The sequence below is a fragment of the Candidatus Obscuribacterales bacterium genome (assembly GCA_036703605.1).
In the GTDB taxonomy this organism is placed as follows: Bacteria; Cyanobacteriota; Cyanobacteriia; order RECH01; family RECH01; genus RECH01.
Map to the genome: position 1 here is coordinate 1 of DATNRH010000207.1, position 17,921 is coordinate 17,921.

Genomic DNA, 17,921 nt, shown 5'->3' on the forward strand with positions numbered 1-17,921 from the left:
CCGGCTGGCTGTGAGGAGAAAATATCTCCCGACCAGTCTACATTCAAAATCGCTCCGGCAATGGGCTGCACAAACGGCGAAAGGGTTTTACCTAAATCCGACTCACTCAAAACGGTGCGGAAACGGCGCAGGTACCAGCTCAAAATTTCCGGCATTCCCAGCATCCGCAGGGTCGCCATATCCCCCGTCCCGTCGTAGACCAAGACGTCATAGGAACCACTAGCATCGTACTCCCGCAAAGCATTCAGAGCTAGGGCTGTATCCATGCCCGGCAGCACGCCCAGCTCTTGACCATAGACGGCCTTGAAAAATGGGGTGCGCAGATAGGTGGCCTCTTGGCGCTTGAGTTCATCCCAGCTTTGCTCCAACAAATGGACGGTCTGGAGCTGCACTACGGACAAGTTAGGGGCGATCGCTGCCGGACTTGTCCCGACGTCATGCCCCAGTAGCGTTGCAAATCCTGGACTTGGGTCTTGCCCCAAGAGTAGCGTGCGCTGCCCTTGAGCAGCAAAACGACGAGCAGCAGCGATCGCCATGGTGCTGCGACCTGTGCCCCCTTTTCCTAAAAACGTCAAAATAAATGACATGGTTGACCTTCTACGCAATCGACATCTGGAACAAAGCCATGGGAGTGTTCCTTTGTTAGGCTAGCCAAACGTCTGCCCTGAAGGATACCCCCAGGGCAGGATGATAGCCGTACCAATCGGGACGGTAGCCTAGTTGATTGGATGGGTCACGGGAGGGCAACATGCGAGGAAACCCGCCACTGATCGCCGCCACTCAAGCTCATGCCATCTCCAGCTCGTCCTCAAAAAACCAGGTGGAAAACTGATCATCTTCAAACTTGACGACCAGCCCCACACCACTGCCGTCTACCATTTTGAAGCCTTCGATCACACCCGTTTTACCCAAGCGCTTCACCACATCATCCGACGTCCGATCGCGCAGCCGACAGAGCCGAACCTTTTGTCCTACTTCTAAGATCGCCATTCAAACAAGTCCCAACAACTAATAAACCATCCATAGCAAACCATCTCACAGTCTATCAGCCTGAAGTTACTCATTTGAATGCCTGGCTGCCCCAATCTGGTAACTTTTCTCTCCCCAATCAACAGCAATTTCGTGGGTGACCCTCACGCCATCGCCCCGTGGCACCGAAAAAAGATGAAATTCCTCAGCAGCGATCGCCACCGAGTCGTTTACCATAAGGGCTGGCGTATAGGTGATGGATATGCTGGCAAAGCGGATTTTACCCTGCTTAGACGTAAAAGCAGGACGGGTCGTGAAGGGGATCAATTTCGTCAACTTGAAGGATGCTGGGGATCCAGTGGAGCTGGCCCAGATCTACAACCAAGCTGGGGCCGACGAACTGGTCTTTTTAGACATCACCGCCACCCATGAAGATCGAGACATTATTTTTGACGTGGTCTATCGCACAGCGGAGCAAGTCTTCATTCCGCTAACGGTGGGCGGCGGTATCCAATCCTTAGAATCGATTAAAAAATTGTTAAGGGCGGGAGCCGACAAAATCAGCATTAACTCTTCTGCCGTGCGCGATCCAGACTTTATAAACCGAGCCAGCGATCGCTTCGGCAACCAATGCATCGTGGTGGCCATTGATGCCCGTCGTCGTCCCGATCCTACCAATCCTGGCTGGGATGTCTACATCAGGGGCGGTCGCGAGAATACAGGACTGGATGCGATCGCTTGGGCCCAAGATGTGGCTGAACGCGGCGCTGGCGAACTCTTAATTACCAGCATGGACGCCGACGGCACCCAGGCAGGCTATGACCTAGAGCTGACTCGCACCATTGCCAACGCCGTGCAAATTCCGGTGATTGCCTCTGGCGGAGCCGGCACCTGCGCCCATATTGGCGAAGCGTTGACGGATGGAGGAGCCGAGGCAGCTCTCTTAGCATCTCTACTGCACTATGGTCAACTCACCATTTCTGAGATTAAGGAGTATTTAGCCTCCCAACAGATTCCAGTACGACACTAACCTGTCCCGTCCACCTGCGCCACCAGCCAGCGATCGCTCTCACCTTAAGCACCCGAAATACCTTGCCAGCTATAGGCTTGATCGATCTGGGGAGCGATCGCCCTTCCAAAAGTCTTAAGGTTTTCTGCAGACACCACCCCTGCCTCAGCCTGTGCGTTTGTAAAAGAAACTGTTACAATGAGTGGAATGTTAATTTTAGTTAACGCACATTTAAGAAAAGCAATGGTTCTAATCCTATTTTTAGTTATAGGTCTAGTTGCCTGGGCATTACACCTCATGCAGCAAGCCGTGGAGAGCCATGAGTTTTCGCTAATGCTGGCAGGATTCCTTGTTTCCAGTGCCGCCGCCGGCCTAGTTGGCGTCTACTTTTTAATGGGGCACTACGTCGGCTATATGAGCGACATGACCCAACGTAGCTACCTCTCAGAAGATATGTCAGGCTGGACTGTTTCAGTTGAAGACTATCCTAGCTGGGTCGAGACCTCTCCTCGCATCGCCCAGAATTAGCATTCCCTCAAACACGTGGTTCATATCAACCGACCGCGTTACATAGAGCGATCGCCCTGGCTTCTAACTAAAAGATTAGCTATTCGAACAACAGAATTATAACAACTGTAACGAAAACGATTATAACGACAACAAAGGATGCATTGGGGAACTGGATCTCCAATGTTTTTTTGTGCCTTACCGCACCCCTTTCGTTGGAGACTCACGTTGGATTAACCCACCCTCCCCCCTCGATCGCTATCGGCACAGGGCCTCCATGACAAGCAACCGAGATAGCAGACACATCGTAAGTTCCGTCTTATGGTGAACATAGCTAGCCAGATTACGGCTGGATGCAGTAAGAACGCAGAGAAGTTAGCCATGAATATTACTCCATCCACACAGACTGCAACCTTTGCTGCTGGATGTTTTTGGGGCGTTGAAGCGTCGTTCCGCCAACTGGATGGCGTTGTGAACACAGCGGTGGGCTACACCGGTGGTCATTGGCTGAATCCCAGCTATCTAGATGTCTGTGGCGGCATGACTGGACATGTGGAAGCCGTGCAGATCGACTATGAGCCAAGCTGCATCAGCTACGATCGACTCCTGGAGGTGTTTTGGAGCATCCATGATCCCACCAAGCTTGATCGCGAGGGCCCTGACAAGGGCCCCCAGTATCGCTCTATGATTTTTGTCCATAGTGCTGATCAAGAACAGCGGGCCCAAGCCTCCAAACAGCGGATCATCCAGTCCGGTCAATACGATCGCCCGCTGCAAACTCAGATTCAGCCGGTTTCAGCCTTCTATATGGCAGAGGATGCTCATCAGAACTATTACGCTAAGAAACAGGCGGGCCAAGCATAAAAGCGATCGCCGATTGTAGTCTAACGCTAGATGCCTGTTCTACTCCAGAGCGATCGCCAAGCTACTGGGACGGGCCAAATCGCCCTTGAGCACAACTCCCCGCTGATTGGCATGGAGATGGCGCACAATTCGGTAGATCGTCTCGACTTGATCGGGAGCGCCCACTTGATCGGCCAAGGCCTTGAGCGATAGGGGTTGCTTGGCTGCGCCCAAAGTTTTCACCACCTGCTGCTGCAAACTGAGGACACCAGCGGCAGCTTTCTTGCCTGCTTCTACGCCCGGTTGATGATAGGCATTGATATTGACCAAGGAAGCATAGATGCCCACTGCGCGTTCATAAAGAGCAATCAAAGCGCCCACCATGCGAGGTGTTACCGCAGGAATGGTCACCGTAATGGAATCGCGCTGGTTTTCAAACAGGGCCTGACGGGTTCCTTGCAGCAGCCCCGACAGATAGTCACCGCTGGTCACCCCCGGTTCCACCTCGATGGATGGGCCGGAGCGATCGCCCAAGACTTCGATGAAGGTGACAAAGAAATTGGGAACGCCATCCCGCAGTTGTTGCACATAGGCGTGCTGATCCGTTGACCCCTTGTTGCCATACACCGCGATGCCTTGATGCACCGTATTGCCATCGAGGTCGGTGGCTTTGCCCAAGGATTCCATCACCAACTGCTGCAGGTAGCGGCTAAACAGCAGCAGACTGTCTTTATAGGGCAACATCACCATGTCCTTATCGCCCTTTCCATTGCCGGCATGGTACCAACTCAGGGCTAGAAGCGCCGCCGGATTGTTCTCCAGCGTCGGCACTCGGGTAGCAACATCCATCTCCGCTGCGCCATCTAGCATAGCTTGGATATCAATGCCCTGGAGCGCCGCCGGCAACAGCCCCACGGCCGACATTTCCGACGTGCGTCCTCCCACCCAGTCATGCATGGGGAACATGGCAAGCCAGCCTTCGGATTTGGCTACCTGATCCAAGGTGCTGCCATGGCCGGTGACGGCGATCGCATAGCGAGAAAACTCTAGACCCCGAGCCTGGTAAGCATGGTGAACTTCCATCATGCCGTTGCGGGTTTCCGGCGTTCCGCCTGATTTGGAGGTGGTGATCACCAAGGTGGAAATTAAGCGATCGCCCAAGCGTTCCAAGACGCGATCGATGCCGGTGGGATCGGTGTTGTCAATGAAGTGCATCCGCAACGGCGGGTTGGGATCGGCTAAAGCCTCGGCGACGAACTGGGGCCCTAGGGCCGATCCACCAATGCCCACCGAGAGCACATCGGTAAACTTGCCGCCCTGGGGTGGATGCAGTTCGCCGGTATGAATTTTGTGAACAACCGTTTTGATCTGCTCTAGGGTCTCAACAATGTCTTGCTTGAGTTCAGGGGTCGGTGCGAGGTCGGGATTGCGCAGCCAGTAGTGGCCCACCATACGATCTTCATCCGGGTTGGCGATCGCTCCTCCCTCTAGAGCGACCTGATCGGCAAAGGCCTGTTCAAACCTTGGACGCATCTCCTCCACAAACGCATCATCAAACTGCATCCGACTGATATCGAGGTAGAGCCCCAAACCACTGTGGTAGTACAACCAATCTTGATACCGTTGCCAGAGTGCGATCGCATCCATAGAAACTCTCACGTAAATGTTTATGTAGTGACATCAATAAGATATCCATTGCTCCACCCTAGGGTGGTAGGTCAACTCTCTCGACCGGCGGCTCGTGATGGAACCCCTACCAGTTTACCGAGTTCGGTCAACCGGACTCCGTGCCTTAAGGCATATTCAAGGTTCTCCAAGAATCTTGCCTTGATGCATCCATCGTCCTGAATCTATGTCTATCTTCTGCGTCAATGCATGTCTAGAATACATGTCCAACCTTGAGCGATCGGTAGACTAAACACAGGATGCTCCACCGAATGCGATAAAATTCAAACTCTGCCCCAGCAACGGATCAGCGCGCCGAGGACTTGGCTATCTTCTGAAGATGACCGTTCCTGCCCTGCCCTCTCGCTCCTGGCAGTATTACCTTGCATGGTAACGGTATGGAAGGATACATCGTTTCGCTCATTATCTTTACCGCTATCCTCGCTATTTTTGGGCTAGGGCTCAATCTACAGTGGGGATTTACGGGGCTGATTAACTTCGGCCATGTCGCCTTTATGACCCTAGGAGCCTACACCACGGCACTGCTAAGCTCCATTGACATTCCATGGCTACCGCTCCCCCTACAGATTTTCGGAGCCGTCATCCTGGGCGCAACCCTAGCCGCCACCCTAGGACTGTTGATTGGCTTCTCCACCCTGCGTCTGCGGGAAGACTATCTGGCCATTGTCACCATCGGTGTTTCAGAAATTGTGCGCCTGATCGCCCTCAATGAAGAATGGCTGACCCGAGGATCCTTCGGCATCCAGCGCTATCCCCTACCCCTAGGGCAGTTTAGCCCCAACCTTCCTACCCGACTGGGCATGATCGCCATTCTTCTCTTGGTGATCGGTATCGCCTACAGCAGCCTTTGGAGATGGATGGGACAGCAGCTTCAATCGATCTCGCGATCGCAGCTCGTCACCAGCCTAGTGCCGATTTTGGGGTACCTCGTATCGCTCAGTATCCTGATCGTGGGAATTGGCCTGGGGGCGCGATCGCTGAAGGCCGCCGCTAACCTACCCAGTTGGGTATTAGGTTTAGGGCTGCTATCTGCCATCGTGGGCACCAGCCTGCTCTATGCCTGGCTAGCCAAGCGCTTCCTCATGCCCCTAGCCGCTAGAACAACCGCCCTATCCTTAGTGTGGGTGTCCATCCTCTCGCTCTTGGGCGGATGGTTGACCGCCATTGCCGCGATCGCCCTTTATCACTACGATCGCAACCCCACTAAAAATGGACTCATGTGGATCGCCGTCCTGCTGGTCGCCCTGATCTACCAGGCACTACAGGCCCTCGTGCGATCGCCCTGGGGACGCATCCTCAAAGCCATCCGAGAAGACGAGTTCGTGGCCCGCGCCCTAGGCAAAAATGTGTTTTGGTATAAGCTGCAAGCCTTCATGCTAGGCGGTTTTATTGCCGGACTGGCCGGCGCGCTCTATGCCTGGCAACTCACCGTCGTCTATCCCGACAACTTCCAACCCCTACTCACCTTCAATGCCTGGACGATCGTCGTCCTTGGGGGCGCTGGCAACAACCTCGGCACCATTTTGGGAGCCGCCATCTTCTGGGCCTACCAAAGCGTGACCCGCTTCATCTTGTCTGACATTATTCCCCTCGATGATGCCCGTCTGGGTGCCTTCCGGGTGATGATGATTGGCCTCCTGCTGATGGTGCTGATGGTCTGGCGACCCCAGGGGATTTTAGGCAACAAGGAGGAGCTGACCCTTGGTCGATAATCCATCACCGCAACCCATGGATCCTCCATCCACTGATCATCCATCCACCGATCGCCCTGCCCAACGTTCCCAGAGCGATCGCACCTTTGATGCTAGCCTGCCGCCCCTGCTCTCCGCCCAGGATCTTTGCAAATCCTTTGGCGGTGTGCGGGCCGTGGATCATGCCTCTCTAGAGGTACCTCAGGGCAGCATTATTGGGCTGATTGGCCCCAACGGTGCGGGCAAAACCACCTTGTTTAATCTCTTGTCCAACTTCACACGCCCCGACAGCGGCGACGTGATGTTTAACGGCACCCCCATCCATCCCCTGCCCTCCCATCAAATTGCCCAGCGCGGACTAGTGCGCACCTTTCAAGTAGCACGGGTGCTATCTCGCCTATCCGTCCTCGACAATATGCTGCTGGCCACCCAAAAACAAACCGGCGAAGCGCTGCTGAATGTTTGGACGCGATCGCGACAAATTGCCAAAGAAGAACGCTTACAACGCCGCCACGCTCTAGAAATCCTAGACTCCGTAGGTCTCTCCCACATGGCCCATCAGTATGCCGGTTCCTTGTCCGGCGGGCAACGCAAGCTGTTGGAAATGGCCCGCGCTCTGATGGTCAATCCCAAGCTGATCCTCCTGGATGAACCAGCAGCCGGCGTCAATCCCACCCTGATTAATCAAATCTGCACCCACATTCAGCAGTGGAACCGGGAGGGCATGACATTTTTGATTATTGAACACAATATGGACGTAATCATGTCCCTGTGCGATCGCGTTTGGGTGATAGCAGAAGGGCGCAACCTGGCCACCGGCACCCCTACCGAAATCCAAACCAATCCAGCCGTCCTAGAAGCCTACCTTGGCCAATAGGCACCCGGCTGGCTGCACCTGCTAAGATGGATGCTCGACAAACCCGCACAGCGCAGCAGGACTCAGGGATGACCGACGAACCGATCCAGACCTCACCATCCGATGCCGGCGATCGCCCCTCGGAAGCATCACCCACCGATCCCTTACAAGCCTGGGGTATTCCCAGCATTCCTGTGGCTCCGCCTGGGTTTCGCTCCGGCTTTGTGGGCATCGTCGGCCGGCCCAACGTGGGTAAATCGACCTTGATGAACCAGATGGTGGGGCAGAAAATCGCCATCACTTCTCCCGTCGCCCAAACCACGCGCAATCGCCTACGGGGCATCCTCACCACTCCCGAAGCCCAATTTATTTTCGTGGATACGCCCGGTATTCACAAACCCCATCACCAACTGGGCAAAGTACTGGTGCAAAATGCCAAACAGGCGATTCAATCCGTAGACGTGCTGCTGTTTGTCGTGGACTGCACCAACGAAGCTGGCGGGGGCGATCGCTACGTTGCCGACCTGCTCAGCCATGCTCCCGTACCGGTGATCCTAGGCCTCAATAAAGCCGACACCCAAGATCCAGAACGGGGCACCCTCGACCAAACCTATCGCGACCTCGCCGAACCCCACGGATGGTCTACCGCCAAGTTTTCGGCCCTCACCGGTCAAGGATTGCCCGAGCTACAGCACCAGCTCATGCAGCATCTGGATCCCGGCCCCTACTACTACCCACCGGATTTAGTCACCGACCAGCCCGAACGCTTCATCATGGGCGAACTGATCCGCGAACAAATTTTGCAACTCACCCGCGAGGAAGTGCCCCACTCGGTGGCGATCGCCATTGAACGGGTGGAAGAAACCCCTAGCCTGACCCGCGTCTTCGCTGCCATCAATGTGGAACGCGATTCCCAAAAAGGCATCCTGATCGGCAAAGGTGGACAAATGCTAAAAGCGATCGGCAGCGCCGCCCGCACCCAAATTCAAAAGCTGATCATGGGCAAAGTCTACCTTGAGCTGTTTGTGAAAGTTCAGCCCAGATGGCGACAATCGCGGATGCACCTAGCAGAGCTAGGCTATCAAGTCGAAGAATAACAAAGAAGCTGCTGACCTCTGTCAATCTTGCGTTCCAACTCACCGAACCCTATGAACCCGCCTATGCGGGTTTTGTGGTATGGCGTCAGTTCGGGTTGAGGAGATTTTCCAGCTTGTTGAACAAAAGAATCAAGATCTTAGCTCACTGAAGCATGAGGTTTTCAGCTTATCCCGAACTCAGGTTACCTAGGAATTTGCTGAGAAGAACCTGGGAGAAACTCTTAACCGCACTTCAGATAGGCTTCAGCCCCCACCCCCATACTGATAAGTGTTGAAGGAAAACACCTCACTCAATACTTCAGGAGTTCCCCATGAAACGCACTATCATTTCCGGTCTTTCTCTCCTCGCCCTCTCCGCCATTGCCCTGGAAGCGATCGCCACCCCCACCGCCATCAACCGCATTGCCGCAGCCACTCAAACAGAACTCGCTTCTCGTCATCGCGATTCTGAGCTACCTAACCCTACGACCTTTGGTGGCCCTCAAGCCATCGCTACTCGTCACCGCGATTCTGAGCTACCGAATCCTACAACCTTTGGTGGTCCTCAAGCCATTGCTTCCCGTCACCGTGACTCTGAATTACCGAATCCTACAACCTTTGGCGGTCCTCAAGTTACGGCTTCCCGTCACCGTGACTCTGAGCTACCCAACCCCACAACCTTTGGTGGTCCTCAAGCCATTGCTTCTCGTCACCGCGATTCCGAGTTACCGAATCCTACGACCTTCGGCGGACCTCAAGCCATTGCTTCTCGCCACCGCGATTCCGAGTTACCGAATCCTACGACCTTCGGCGGACCTCAAGCCATCGCTTCTCGTCACCGCGATTCTGAACTACCCAACCCCACAACCTTTGGTGGTCCTCAAGCCATTGCTTCCCGTCACCGTGACTCCGAGCTACCGAATCCTACGACCCTTGGTGAACCTCAAGTTACGGCTTCCCGCCACCGTGATTCCGAGCTACCGAATCCTACCTCTTTTCCCATCAACGCTTGAGGCGATCGCAGGTGGGGGGGACTCTCCTCTACCCTCACAACCATGCCACAGCAACTTAGGGGCGATCGCACTATGACAACCGTCACGCCCCAGCCGGATCTTAAACACCAGCTTTCCTAAGGAAGGAACGCGATCGCCCCTGAAGTTCTGATTACAAGCACAAATTAGTTGCTAAACGTCTAATCGTTCACCTTCTCCAAGATGACAACGTCGTTCGTAAGCAACAGCCCGAAAATCGTTCACTCGTCCCCCAAGGAAATCGTCACTATGAAATATGCATATCGCGGCATTGAATATACGCCCAAGTCTTCCAAGCAACTAGGCATCCAAACATCCCTGAAAGGTACCTATCGAGGTGCAGCCTTATCCTTCGACGGTGCAATTGTCCATGTTCCTGACAGTGTCCAAGTGTTGACCTACCGTGGCATTAACTACTTAGGTCACCGCTAAACCTTATACAAACTACAAACAACCAGTTCAACCTACTATCAACGCTTGCCAAGGCTGTCTAAGCAGCACCTTGAACAATCACCCCCTAGACTCAGGTCTAGGGGGTTTCCTATGCCCTATGAGTTTGATCACGGGATAGATTGATACAACCATTCGGGTTTCAATAGACACCGTTTGAGCAGATCAGGATGGTGAAAAGCTAAAATTCGGACTTGAGCCCATCCACATCTATGGCGGCATGATGATGGTCAAGCTCACGTTATCAAGGCTGTTGACTCATGGGACTGATGCAAAATTGATACATAGATGAACGCGATCGCTCCCCTTGTATCCCACCCCCTATCTGCTCATCCTCGTATCAGAGTTAACCGTTAAACTACGTTTTAACTAGGGTATCTATCTCTATTTCAGCGCATCTCATAGACCGTATCTATAAACCAGCATCAACGCCCAAGTCAGCCACTGTCACGCTAGCTTGAGCACCATCATCACCCATGCTGTCTATCAGGGAGTTTCTACATCATGACCTCCAATTCCCTTGGAGACTTCCAACCCGTCGGCCGTTCACGCCGAAAGCGCGGTCTCAATGTGGCAGATTTGCTGATTCTGCCCAAGGAGCAACAGCGTATTGTCAACTGGATGCTCCGTCGCGATGAAGTGACGATGGCTGATCTTGAAGAGCATCTTAAGCAAGATGCGATCGCCCTTCAGCCGATCCTAGAGGAACTGATTAGCCAAAGCTATGTGCAGGTTGTAGCCGGCCATCCACCTCGCTATCGTGTTCAGCTTGCAGCCAAGAGCGGTCGCCAGATGCCCAAAAACATTTGGGACATTCTGGATCACAACAGTCCCACAGCCAATATTTTTATTTCCTATTCGCGACGCAACAAACCCTTTGTGCAACGGCTTTATGATGCCCTAAAAAAGCACGGTCGTGAAATTTGGGTGGATTGGGAGAGTATTCCTTCGGCAGCGGACTGGTGGAAAGAAATTGAGCTAGGTATTGAACTTGCGGATACCTTTGTTTTTGTTCTCAGTCCTGCCTCAGTTCAGTCTCCTATCTGTACCCAGGAAATCAATCATGCCCTGCTCAATAGCAAACGGATGATTCCGGTCGTTTGTGAGGACGTCAATCCTAGTGAGGTGCATCCCGAACTCGCCCGGCTCAACTGGATTTTTGTCCGCGATGTCGATCAGTTTGGGGAAAGTATTCGCAAACTAGTCACCACGTTAGACACCGACCTCGACTATGTGCGAATGCATACGCGCATTCTCATTCGAGCCAAGGAATGGAGCGATCGCCAGCAAGATGAAAGTTTTCTATTGCGGGGCAGCGATCTTCATGATGCAGAACAGTGGTATGGCGGCAGCGGCAGTAAAGTGCCAGCTCCTGCCCCTCTCCACCATGAATATATTCTGGCTTCTAGCCAAGCTGAAGCAGCTCGACAGGCCGCAGCACTGCACCAGCAAAACGTGACCCTCAAGCGCCAGCGTCGTTGGCTGGGGATTATCACCCTCGTGTCGATCGCCGCTGTAGGTCTGGGAGGCAGCAGCTTCTTGCTCTACCAACAAGCCGAACGCAATCGCCTATTGGCCGAGAACCTGCGGGATCAAGCTGACCATGAACGGATTCGCGCGCTCACCCAAGCCTCAGAAGCTCTCTTTGGTGGAAATCAGCGTTTTGATGCCTTGCTGCAGTCCATGCGAGCCGGATACCAGCTCCAAGCTGCCTACAGCAGACCTCCTGCTGAGCTGCAGGCCCAGGTGCTTACAGCTCTCCAGCAAGCCATCTTCTGGGTACGGGAACGCAATCAGCTAGAGCAGCATAACGGCATTGTCTGGGATGTGAGTTATAGCCCAGATGGGCAGATTATTGCCTCCGCTAGTGGCGATCGCACCGTCCGATTATGGCGACCCGACGGCACCCTGCTGCATAGCCTAGAAGGCCATACCCAGCCGGTGCTAGGGGTTTCCTTTTCCCCGGATGGTCAGCTCATTGCCTCAGCGGGGCAAGACCAAACGATTAAACTTTGGCGATCGGATGGCACCTTAGTCACCACCTTTACAGGCCATAGCGCCGCCGTGAATCATGTCCGCTTTAGCCCGGATGGTCAACGCCTGATCTCCGCCAGTGACGACAGCACCGTAAGGTTATGGCAGCTCGACGGCACCCCGATCACCACCCTCACCCAGCATAGTGCAGCCGTGCGCGATGTGCGATTTAGCCCCGATGGTCGGCTGATTGCCTCGGCTAGCGATGACCAAACCGTGCGGCTGTGGCGATCGGATGGCAGTCCCCTTCGGCAACTGCAGGGACATACCGCTCGGGTCTATGCCATCGACTTTAGTCCCGACGGTCAATTTCTGATCTCAGGCAGTTGGGATCACACCGTACGACTTTGGCGCGCCGACGGCACCCCGATCCGCACCGTGCAGGCCCATGATGACCTGATCCACCAAGTGCGATTTTCCGCCGATGGTCGCCAATTCGCTACGGCTAGCGCCGACAAAACCATCAAATTTTGGCGGCTGGATGGCAGCTTAGTCTCCACCCTTGGCGGTCATACCTCCCAAGTCCGTAGCCTCAGCTTTACGCCCGATGGAGCTTGGTTGGCCTCGGCTGGAGGCGATCGCAGCATCAAAATCTGGAGCCTCGATCGCTCATGGCTCACCCCTCTGCAATCCCATACGGGGCAGGTCTACGACGTTGAGTTTTCCCCTGATGGCCAACACCTGGCCACCACCGGAGCAGACTCCACCATCAAAATCTGGAACCTTGATGGATCGGAAGAACGCTCAATCACAGCCCATGATTCATCCATTTGGGATCTGAGTTTTAGTCCCGATGGTCAGCAGCTAGCCTCCAGCAGTTCTGACTGGACGGTTAAGCTTTGGAACCCGCAGACCGGAGCCTTGCTCCATACCCTCAGAGGCCATCGCGCACCGGTGTATGCGGTTGTCTTCAGTCCTGATGGCCGCTGGATTGCCACCGCTAGCGATGACCAAACCGTGCGGCTATGGACGCGGGACGGTCGTTTTGTTCGGCAAATCGAAGCCCACAGCAACGGCGTCCTGACTGTGCAATTCAGTCCCGACAGTCAAACATTACTCACCGGGAGCTGGGACACCACGGCCAAACTCTGGAGCCTAGACGGGCAGGTGCTCCAAACCTTCAAGGGCCATAGCGGCTGGATCTTTGACGCCGTCTTTAGTCCCGATGGGGAAACCATCGCCACCGCCAGCTACGACAACACCGTCGGCTTGTGGGATCGACAGGGCAACCGCTTGGCAACACTGGAGGGGCATAGTGATGGCGTGGTGGCAGTGCAGTTTTTTCCCGACGGCATCGCCACTGCTAGCGCCGATCGCACCATGAAGCTCTGGCGACTGGACGGCACGCTGATTACTACCCTGCCAGGTCATACGGGAACCGTGAATAACCTCAGCTTTAGTCCCGATGGTCACCTTCTCGCCTCCGCCAGTGACGATCGCACCGTCCTCCTTTGGGATACCAACGTGCTGGGCAACCTTGATGAATTGATGACCCTTGGCTGTAGTTGGCTACAGGACTATCTACGCCATGCCAACCTCAGTGAGAGCGATCGCCAACTCTGCAGCTCTTAAGGTTCACCACACTTGTCCTTTCTTGAGCAATTCCACCGTGTCGTCGGCAGGTACAGGCTTACCAAACCAATAGCCTTGCCCTGAATCACAATGGAGCGATCGCAGGGCCGCAAGCTGTTCAGGGGTTTCAATGCCTTCCCCAATCACCCCCATTCCTAGAGCATGGGCCAAGGCCACAATGGCTTGCACAATCTTGGCTTTCCCTTCGTCATGCATAATCTCACTGACAAAGGAGCGATCGATCTTGAGCATACCGATGGGAAAGGCATGAAGACGGCTCAGGGATGAATACCCCGTACCAAAATCATCAATACATAACTGAATGCCGCGCTGGGTCAAGCTCTCAAGCAGCGCCGCCGCATGGGTAGCATTGTCCATAATGCCGCTTTCGGTTATTTCCAGTTTGAGACAGTGGGGAGGCAAGCCCACTTGCTCAATCACATGCTGAATATCGTCCACCAGGTTCGGGCTAGACAACTGCCGAGGTGATAGATTCACGCTCATAATCAAGCGATCGGCTTGGGGCAGGGTCGATCGCCAAGCCTGTAGCTGTTGGCAGGCTTCTTGCAGCACCCACATACCAATGGGAATGATTAATCCCGTCTCTTCAGCGATGGGGATGAAGTCAACCGGAGAGACCAGACCACGCTTAGGATGCTGCCAACGCACCAGGGCCTCAAACCCCGATAGTTTTCCTGTCACCAAGGAAACAATCGGCTGATAGTAGACCCGCAGTTCCTGCCGCTCAATCGCTCGACGCAGATCGCTCTCTAGTTCCAAAACAGCGACGGCCTGATCATACATATCCGTCTGAAACAGCAGATAATGCCCTCGGCCATTCTCCTTAGCTCGATACATGGCTGTATCAGCATCGCGCAGCAAATGTTCTGGCTCGGTATAGCCCTGCATGTTGAGGGTGATGCCAATGCTCACGGTGGCAAAGACATCATAGCCATTCAGGTGAAAGGGCAATTGCAACAGTTGATAAATACGTTCAGCCACGTGGGCCGCGCCGGTTGCGCCGTGAATATTGTCGAGGAGCAGGGCAAATTCATCCCCTCCCAGACGGGCAATAGTATCACCAGGACGCAGACATTGATCCAAGCGTTCAGCGATCGCTTTCAGGAGTTGATCACCCACACGATGCCCCAAACTATCATTCACCACCTTAAAGCGATCGATATCGAGGAACAGCACCGCAAACTGACGGGAAGGATCGCGCTCGGCCCGAGCCATGGCCTGCTGGAGGCGATCGAGGAAGAGGAGACGATTGGGTAACCCCGTCAACACATCATGGAGAGCGTCGTGGAGAATTTGCTCCTCCATACGTTTACGGGCGGTAATATCGATCACCTGATGGATCACGTGAAGGGGCGCACCATAGCGATCGCGGATGAGCGCCACTTGCAAAATGGCATAGACCAAGCTGCCATCCTGACTGATGTAGCGCTTTTCCAATTGCACATCAGACAGTTCTCCATCCAGCAACCGTTGCAGCATCAGGCGATCGGCGACAATATCCGCTGGATGCGTCACCGCATCTGCCGTAAGCTTCAGCAAATCTGCTTCCCTATACCCCAAGGCTTGGCATAGAGCTTGGTTCACTTGCAAAAACTGTCCCGCCGGGGTGGTCATAGCCATACCAATGGGGGCGCGCTCAAAGGTCAAGCGGAAGCGCTCTTCACTTTTGCGCAGGTCATCCTCAGCTCGTTTACGATCGGTGATGTCGCTGCTCATGCCATCAAAGCGCAGCACCTGCCCCTGGGCATCATAAACCGCATGGGCGCGATCGCGAATCCAGCGAATTTCTCCACTAGGGCGCATGATCCGGTAGATACAGTCCGACTGTCCCGTGATGAGCAGGTTGTGTAAACTGGTCTGGGCTACCCCTTGATCATAGGGATGAACCATCTCAAGCCGCAGATTAGATGCTTCCCGAAAGGCTGCCACCGGACGTTGATACACGGTCTCCACGGCTTGGCTCACGTAGAGCAGAGTCATGGTCGGCGAGTACGACCAAACAACATCATCCAGGGAATCCAGGATGCTATTCAGCCGGTACTCACTCTCACGCAGAGCTGCCTCCATCCGACGCTGCTCAGTCATGTCAGCAATGGAGAACACCACCCCAGCGATCGCCCTTTCAGAATCCCGTAGCGGCGATCCGTTCATCGACAAGTAGCGGATGGATCCATCATGCCGCGTCATCATCACGGAGACGTTAAACAATGGCTGCCCAGATTGCACAATGGTTTGAAACGGCTGCTCCCCAGGCAGAGTACAACCATCCTCATTGCAAACCGTCCATGCCAACGAGTCATACTGCTGCTGCATGAGTTCGGTTGTGCTCAAGCCCAGCAACTCTTCTGCCCGATCATTGGCAAACACGATCGCGCCGGTGTGATCAAACACAATCACCGCCGTCACACTCGTTTGCAGAATCCCATTTAACAAACTGTATTCATTGAGCAAGCGCTCCTGCGCCTGACGGTGCTGGGTAATGTCATTTTGGATACCCACAAAGTTGGTGAGATAGCCATTGGCATCAAACACCGGCGCAATGAACAGCTCATTCCAAAACGGCGTGCCGTCTTTACGGTAGTTTTTCAGCACCACATGACAGTCTTGGTGCGACTGCAGAGCCTGGCGAATGTGCTGCTTTGCCTCTATTGCCGTATCAGCTCCCTGCAAAATACGGCAGTTGCGCCCAATGATTTCAGTCACGCTGTAGCCGGTGATCCGCTCAAAGGCAGGGTTAGCGTAAATAACGGGGTTGTTTAATTGGGTCGGATCGGTGATCACAATACCGTTGCTGCTAGCCGCGATCGCTCGCTTCATCAACCGCAGATTATCTTCCACCTGCTGTCGAGCAATGGCGGCAGCTAGCACATTGGCGATCGCCTGCAAAAAGTTAGCATCATCCTGGGTGAAACGACGATAAAGGCGCGTATGCACCCCCAAAACGCCAAATCCATCCTGCTTTCCCGGCACCACCACCGTCATCCCGCTCACGACTTGGTGATTATGCAGGAAGGGTGCACCCGAGAAGCGGGTTTCAATCTGCAGATCTTTCACAATCACAGGCTTCTGATGCAGCAGCGTATAGCCCGCTTGGGTATCTGGTCGAGTGCTAATGGTCGCATTCCCCACCATGCCATCCTGCCAGCCCACACCACTACGCAGCAAAAGGGTGTGCCCATTGGGCAGCAGCTCTAAAATCTGCACATAGTCAACCCCTAAGGTCTCCTGCACCACCACCACCGCCACACTCAGCAAGGACGCAAGATCAGGCTCAGCAATAGCCTGCTGTCCTAGATGGGCGATCGCTTCCTGCTGAGCTACTCGTCCCCGCAGTTCTTGAGCAACTTGGGTCTGGGAGGTAATGTCATAGACCAGTATGGCTAGGGCAGGCTGCCCTTCAAAGACAACCGATGCATAGCGTAAATCTATCCAGCGATCGCCCGCACCTGCTTCTGCCTCGACACAAGAATCGTGATCCGGTTGTGGCAGCAATCGACGGATCGCTTGATGCTGATCGTTGGGGTGCTCTTGACAATGCGCAACCCACTGTAGATGGCAGACATCTTCCACGATGGCAGACAAGGGTTGCCCAATAAGCCCATCCAACGGCATGGCTAACTGCTCAGCCAAGACAGGAGTCGCATACAAAATACGTCCATCCTGAGGGTGGGCGATCGCTAACGGAATGCCGAGCAAGGCGGTAATCGCAGAGGTATCACTGGCCTCTAACATTTGCCCCTCCGACAGTTCTGGATGATCCTCCAAGCCCAGTAAAGGCGACGTAATCCAACCCATGGATGCTGGAGCGATCGCCCGACACTCTGAACCTGGAGACGAACGTAATTGACCACAGACAACGAAAGGTGCCTGAGTACTATTATGTCCACAATCTTGTTCGTTTTTATACATACTGCTTATGCAAGTCCCAGCCAGTGTCTGGGGAAAGAGCAAGATTACAGCCACTCGATGCGATCACAGCCGATGGTCGCACCGTCATTCCCTGACTCACATCCCAAAACTAGACGTTGTCTGTTGATCCCAACGTGGAATTCGAGCTACACCCCTACGTCTAGAATGCCCTGATTTTGAGGATATGGAGTGTGGGTGATGACATGTGGATAACGATTGCCCCATAGCACTAGATCCAATCATCCCACGATCCTCTATGTTTCTGCA

Annotated in this window: 14 protein-coding genes; 9 read left to right on the plus strand and 5 right to left on the minus strand. The window is 54.2% G+C overall.

Going from position 1 to position 17,921, the window contains the following annotated elements:
• From V6D20_04370 to V6D20_04380, 3 genes are all read right to left on the minus strand, one after another.
• Window positions 1–587 (minus strand): ArsA-related P-loop ATPase (locus tag V6D20_04370; GenBank protein HEY9815027.1); only part of this gene is annotated, 587 nt, incomplete at its 3' end.
• Between the two features lie 199 nt (window positions 588–786).
• Window positions 787–990 carry a DUF2862 domain-containing protein gene (locus V6D20_04375; protein HEY9815028.1) on the minus strand — a complete coding sequence of 68 codons (204 nt, stop codon included), beginning with the start codon at window positions 988–990 and terminating at the stop codon, window positions 787–789.
• Between the two features lie 66 nt (window positions 991–1,056).
• The gene (locus V6D20_04380) at window positions 1,057–1,305 is read right to left on the minus strand and encodes a hypothetical protein (GenBank protein ID HEY9815029.1); all 249 of its coding nucleotides are present in this window, start codon (window positions 1,303–1,305) and stop codon (window positions 1,057–1,059) included.
• Here V6D20_04380 and hisF point away from each other — a divergent pair.
• The 3 genes from hisF to msrA all read left to right on the plus strand — a co-directional run bounded on the left by hisF (window position 1,283) and on the right by msrA (window position 3,349).
• Window positions 1,283–1,999, plus strand: coding sequence for an imidazole glycerol phosphate synthase subunit HisF (gene hisF / locus V6D20_04385; GenBank protein ID HEY9815030.1), 717 nt, complete (start codon window positions 1,283–1,285; stop codon window positions 1,997–1,999). The two genes, V6D20_04380 and hisF, sit on opposite strands and share 23 nt — an antisense overlap.
• A 222-nt stretch (window positions 2,000–2,221) precedes the next feature.
• Complete coding sequence (locus tag V6D20_04390) at window positions 2,222–2,506, plus strand: hypothetical protein (GenBank protein HEY9815031.1); 285 nt, start codon at window positions 2,222–2,224, stop codon at window positions 2,504–2,506.
• Between the two features lie 360 nt (window positions 2,507–2,866).
• The gene (msrA, locus tag V6D20_04395; protein HEY9815032.1) at window positions 2,867–3,349 is read left to right on the plus strand and encodes a peptide-methionine (S)-S-oxide reductase MsrA; all 483 of its coding nucleotides are present in this window, start codon (window positions 2,867–2,869) and stop codon (window positions 3,347–3,349) included.
• A 39-nt stretch (window positions 3,350–3,388) separates the two neighbouring features.
• Here the strand turns inward: msrA and V6D20_04400 are convergent, their stop codons facing one another.
• Window positions 3,389–4,975 (minus strand): glucose-6-phosphate isomerase, encoded by a 1,587-nt coding sequence (locus V6D20_04400; protein HEY9815033.1) that lies wholly within the window; start codon window positions 4,973–4,975, stop codon window positions 3,389–3,391.
• A gap of 416 nt (window positions 4,976–5,391) precedes the next feature.
• Between V6D20_04400 and V6D20_04405 the strand changes: the two genes are divergently transcribed.
• From V6D20_04405 to V6D20_04430, 6 genes are all read left to right on the plus strand, one after another.
• Complete coding sequence (locus tag V6D20_04405; protein HEY9815034.1) at window positions 5,392–6,726, plus strand: branched-chain amino acid ABC transporter permease; 1,335 nt, start codon at window positions 5,392–5,394, stop codon at window positions 6,724–6,726.
• Window positions 6,716–7,582 carry an ABC transporter ATP-binding protein gene (locus V6D20_04410; protein ID HEY9815035.1) on the plus strand — a complete coding sequence of 289 codons (867 nt, stop codon included), beginning with the start codon at window positions 6,716–6,718 and terminating at the stop codon, window positions 7,580–7,582. The genes V6D20_04405 and V6D20_04410 overlap by 11 nt, the downstream gene beginning before the upstream one ends.
• 68 nt (window positions 7,583–7,650) lie before the next feature.
• The gene (era, locus tag V6D20_04415) at window positions 7,651–8,658 is read left to right on the plus strand and encodes a GTPase Era (protein HEY9815036.1); all 1,008 of its coding nucleotides are present in this window, start codon (window positions 7,651–7,653) and stop codon (window positions 8,656–8,658) included.
• 311 nt (window positions 8,659–8,969) lie between these two features.
• Window positions 8,970–9,650 carry a hypothetical protein gene (locus V6D20_04420; protein HEY9815037.1) on the plus strand — a complete coding sequence of 227 codons (681 nt, stop codon included), beginning with the start codon at window positions 8,970–8,972 and terminating at the stop codon, window positions 9,648–9,650.
• Window positions 9,651–9,917: 267 nt separating this feature from the next.
• A complete protein-coding gene (locus tag V6D20_04425; protein ID HEY9815038.1) occupies window positions 9,918–10,100 on the plus strand; it encodes a DUF4278 domain-containing protein in 183 nt (60 codons plus the stop codon).
• Window positions 10,101–10,622: 522 nt separating this feature from the next.
• Window positions 10,623–13,724, plus strand: coding sequence for a TIR domain-containing protein (locus tag V6D20_04430; GenBank protein HEY9815039.1), 3,102 nt, complete (start codon window positions 10,623–10,625; stop codon window positions 13,722–13,724).
• A 3-nt stretch (window positions 13,725–13,727) separates the two neighbouring features.
• Here V6D20_04430 and V6D20_04435 read toward each other — a convergent pair whose 3' ends face one another.
• Window positions 13,728–17,654 carry an EAL domain-containing protein gene (locus tag V6D20_04435; protein ID HEY9815040.1) on the minus strand — a complete coding sequence of 1,309 codons (3,927 nt, stop codon included), beginning with the start codon at window positions 17,652–17,654 and terminating at the stop codon, window positions 13,728–13,730.
• Between the last annotated feature and the right edge of the window lie 267 nt (window positions 17,655–17,921).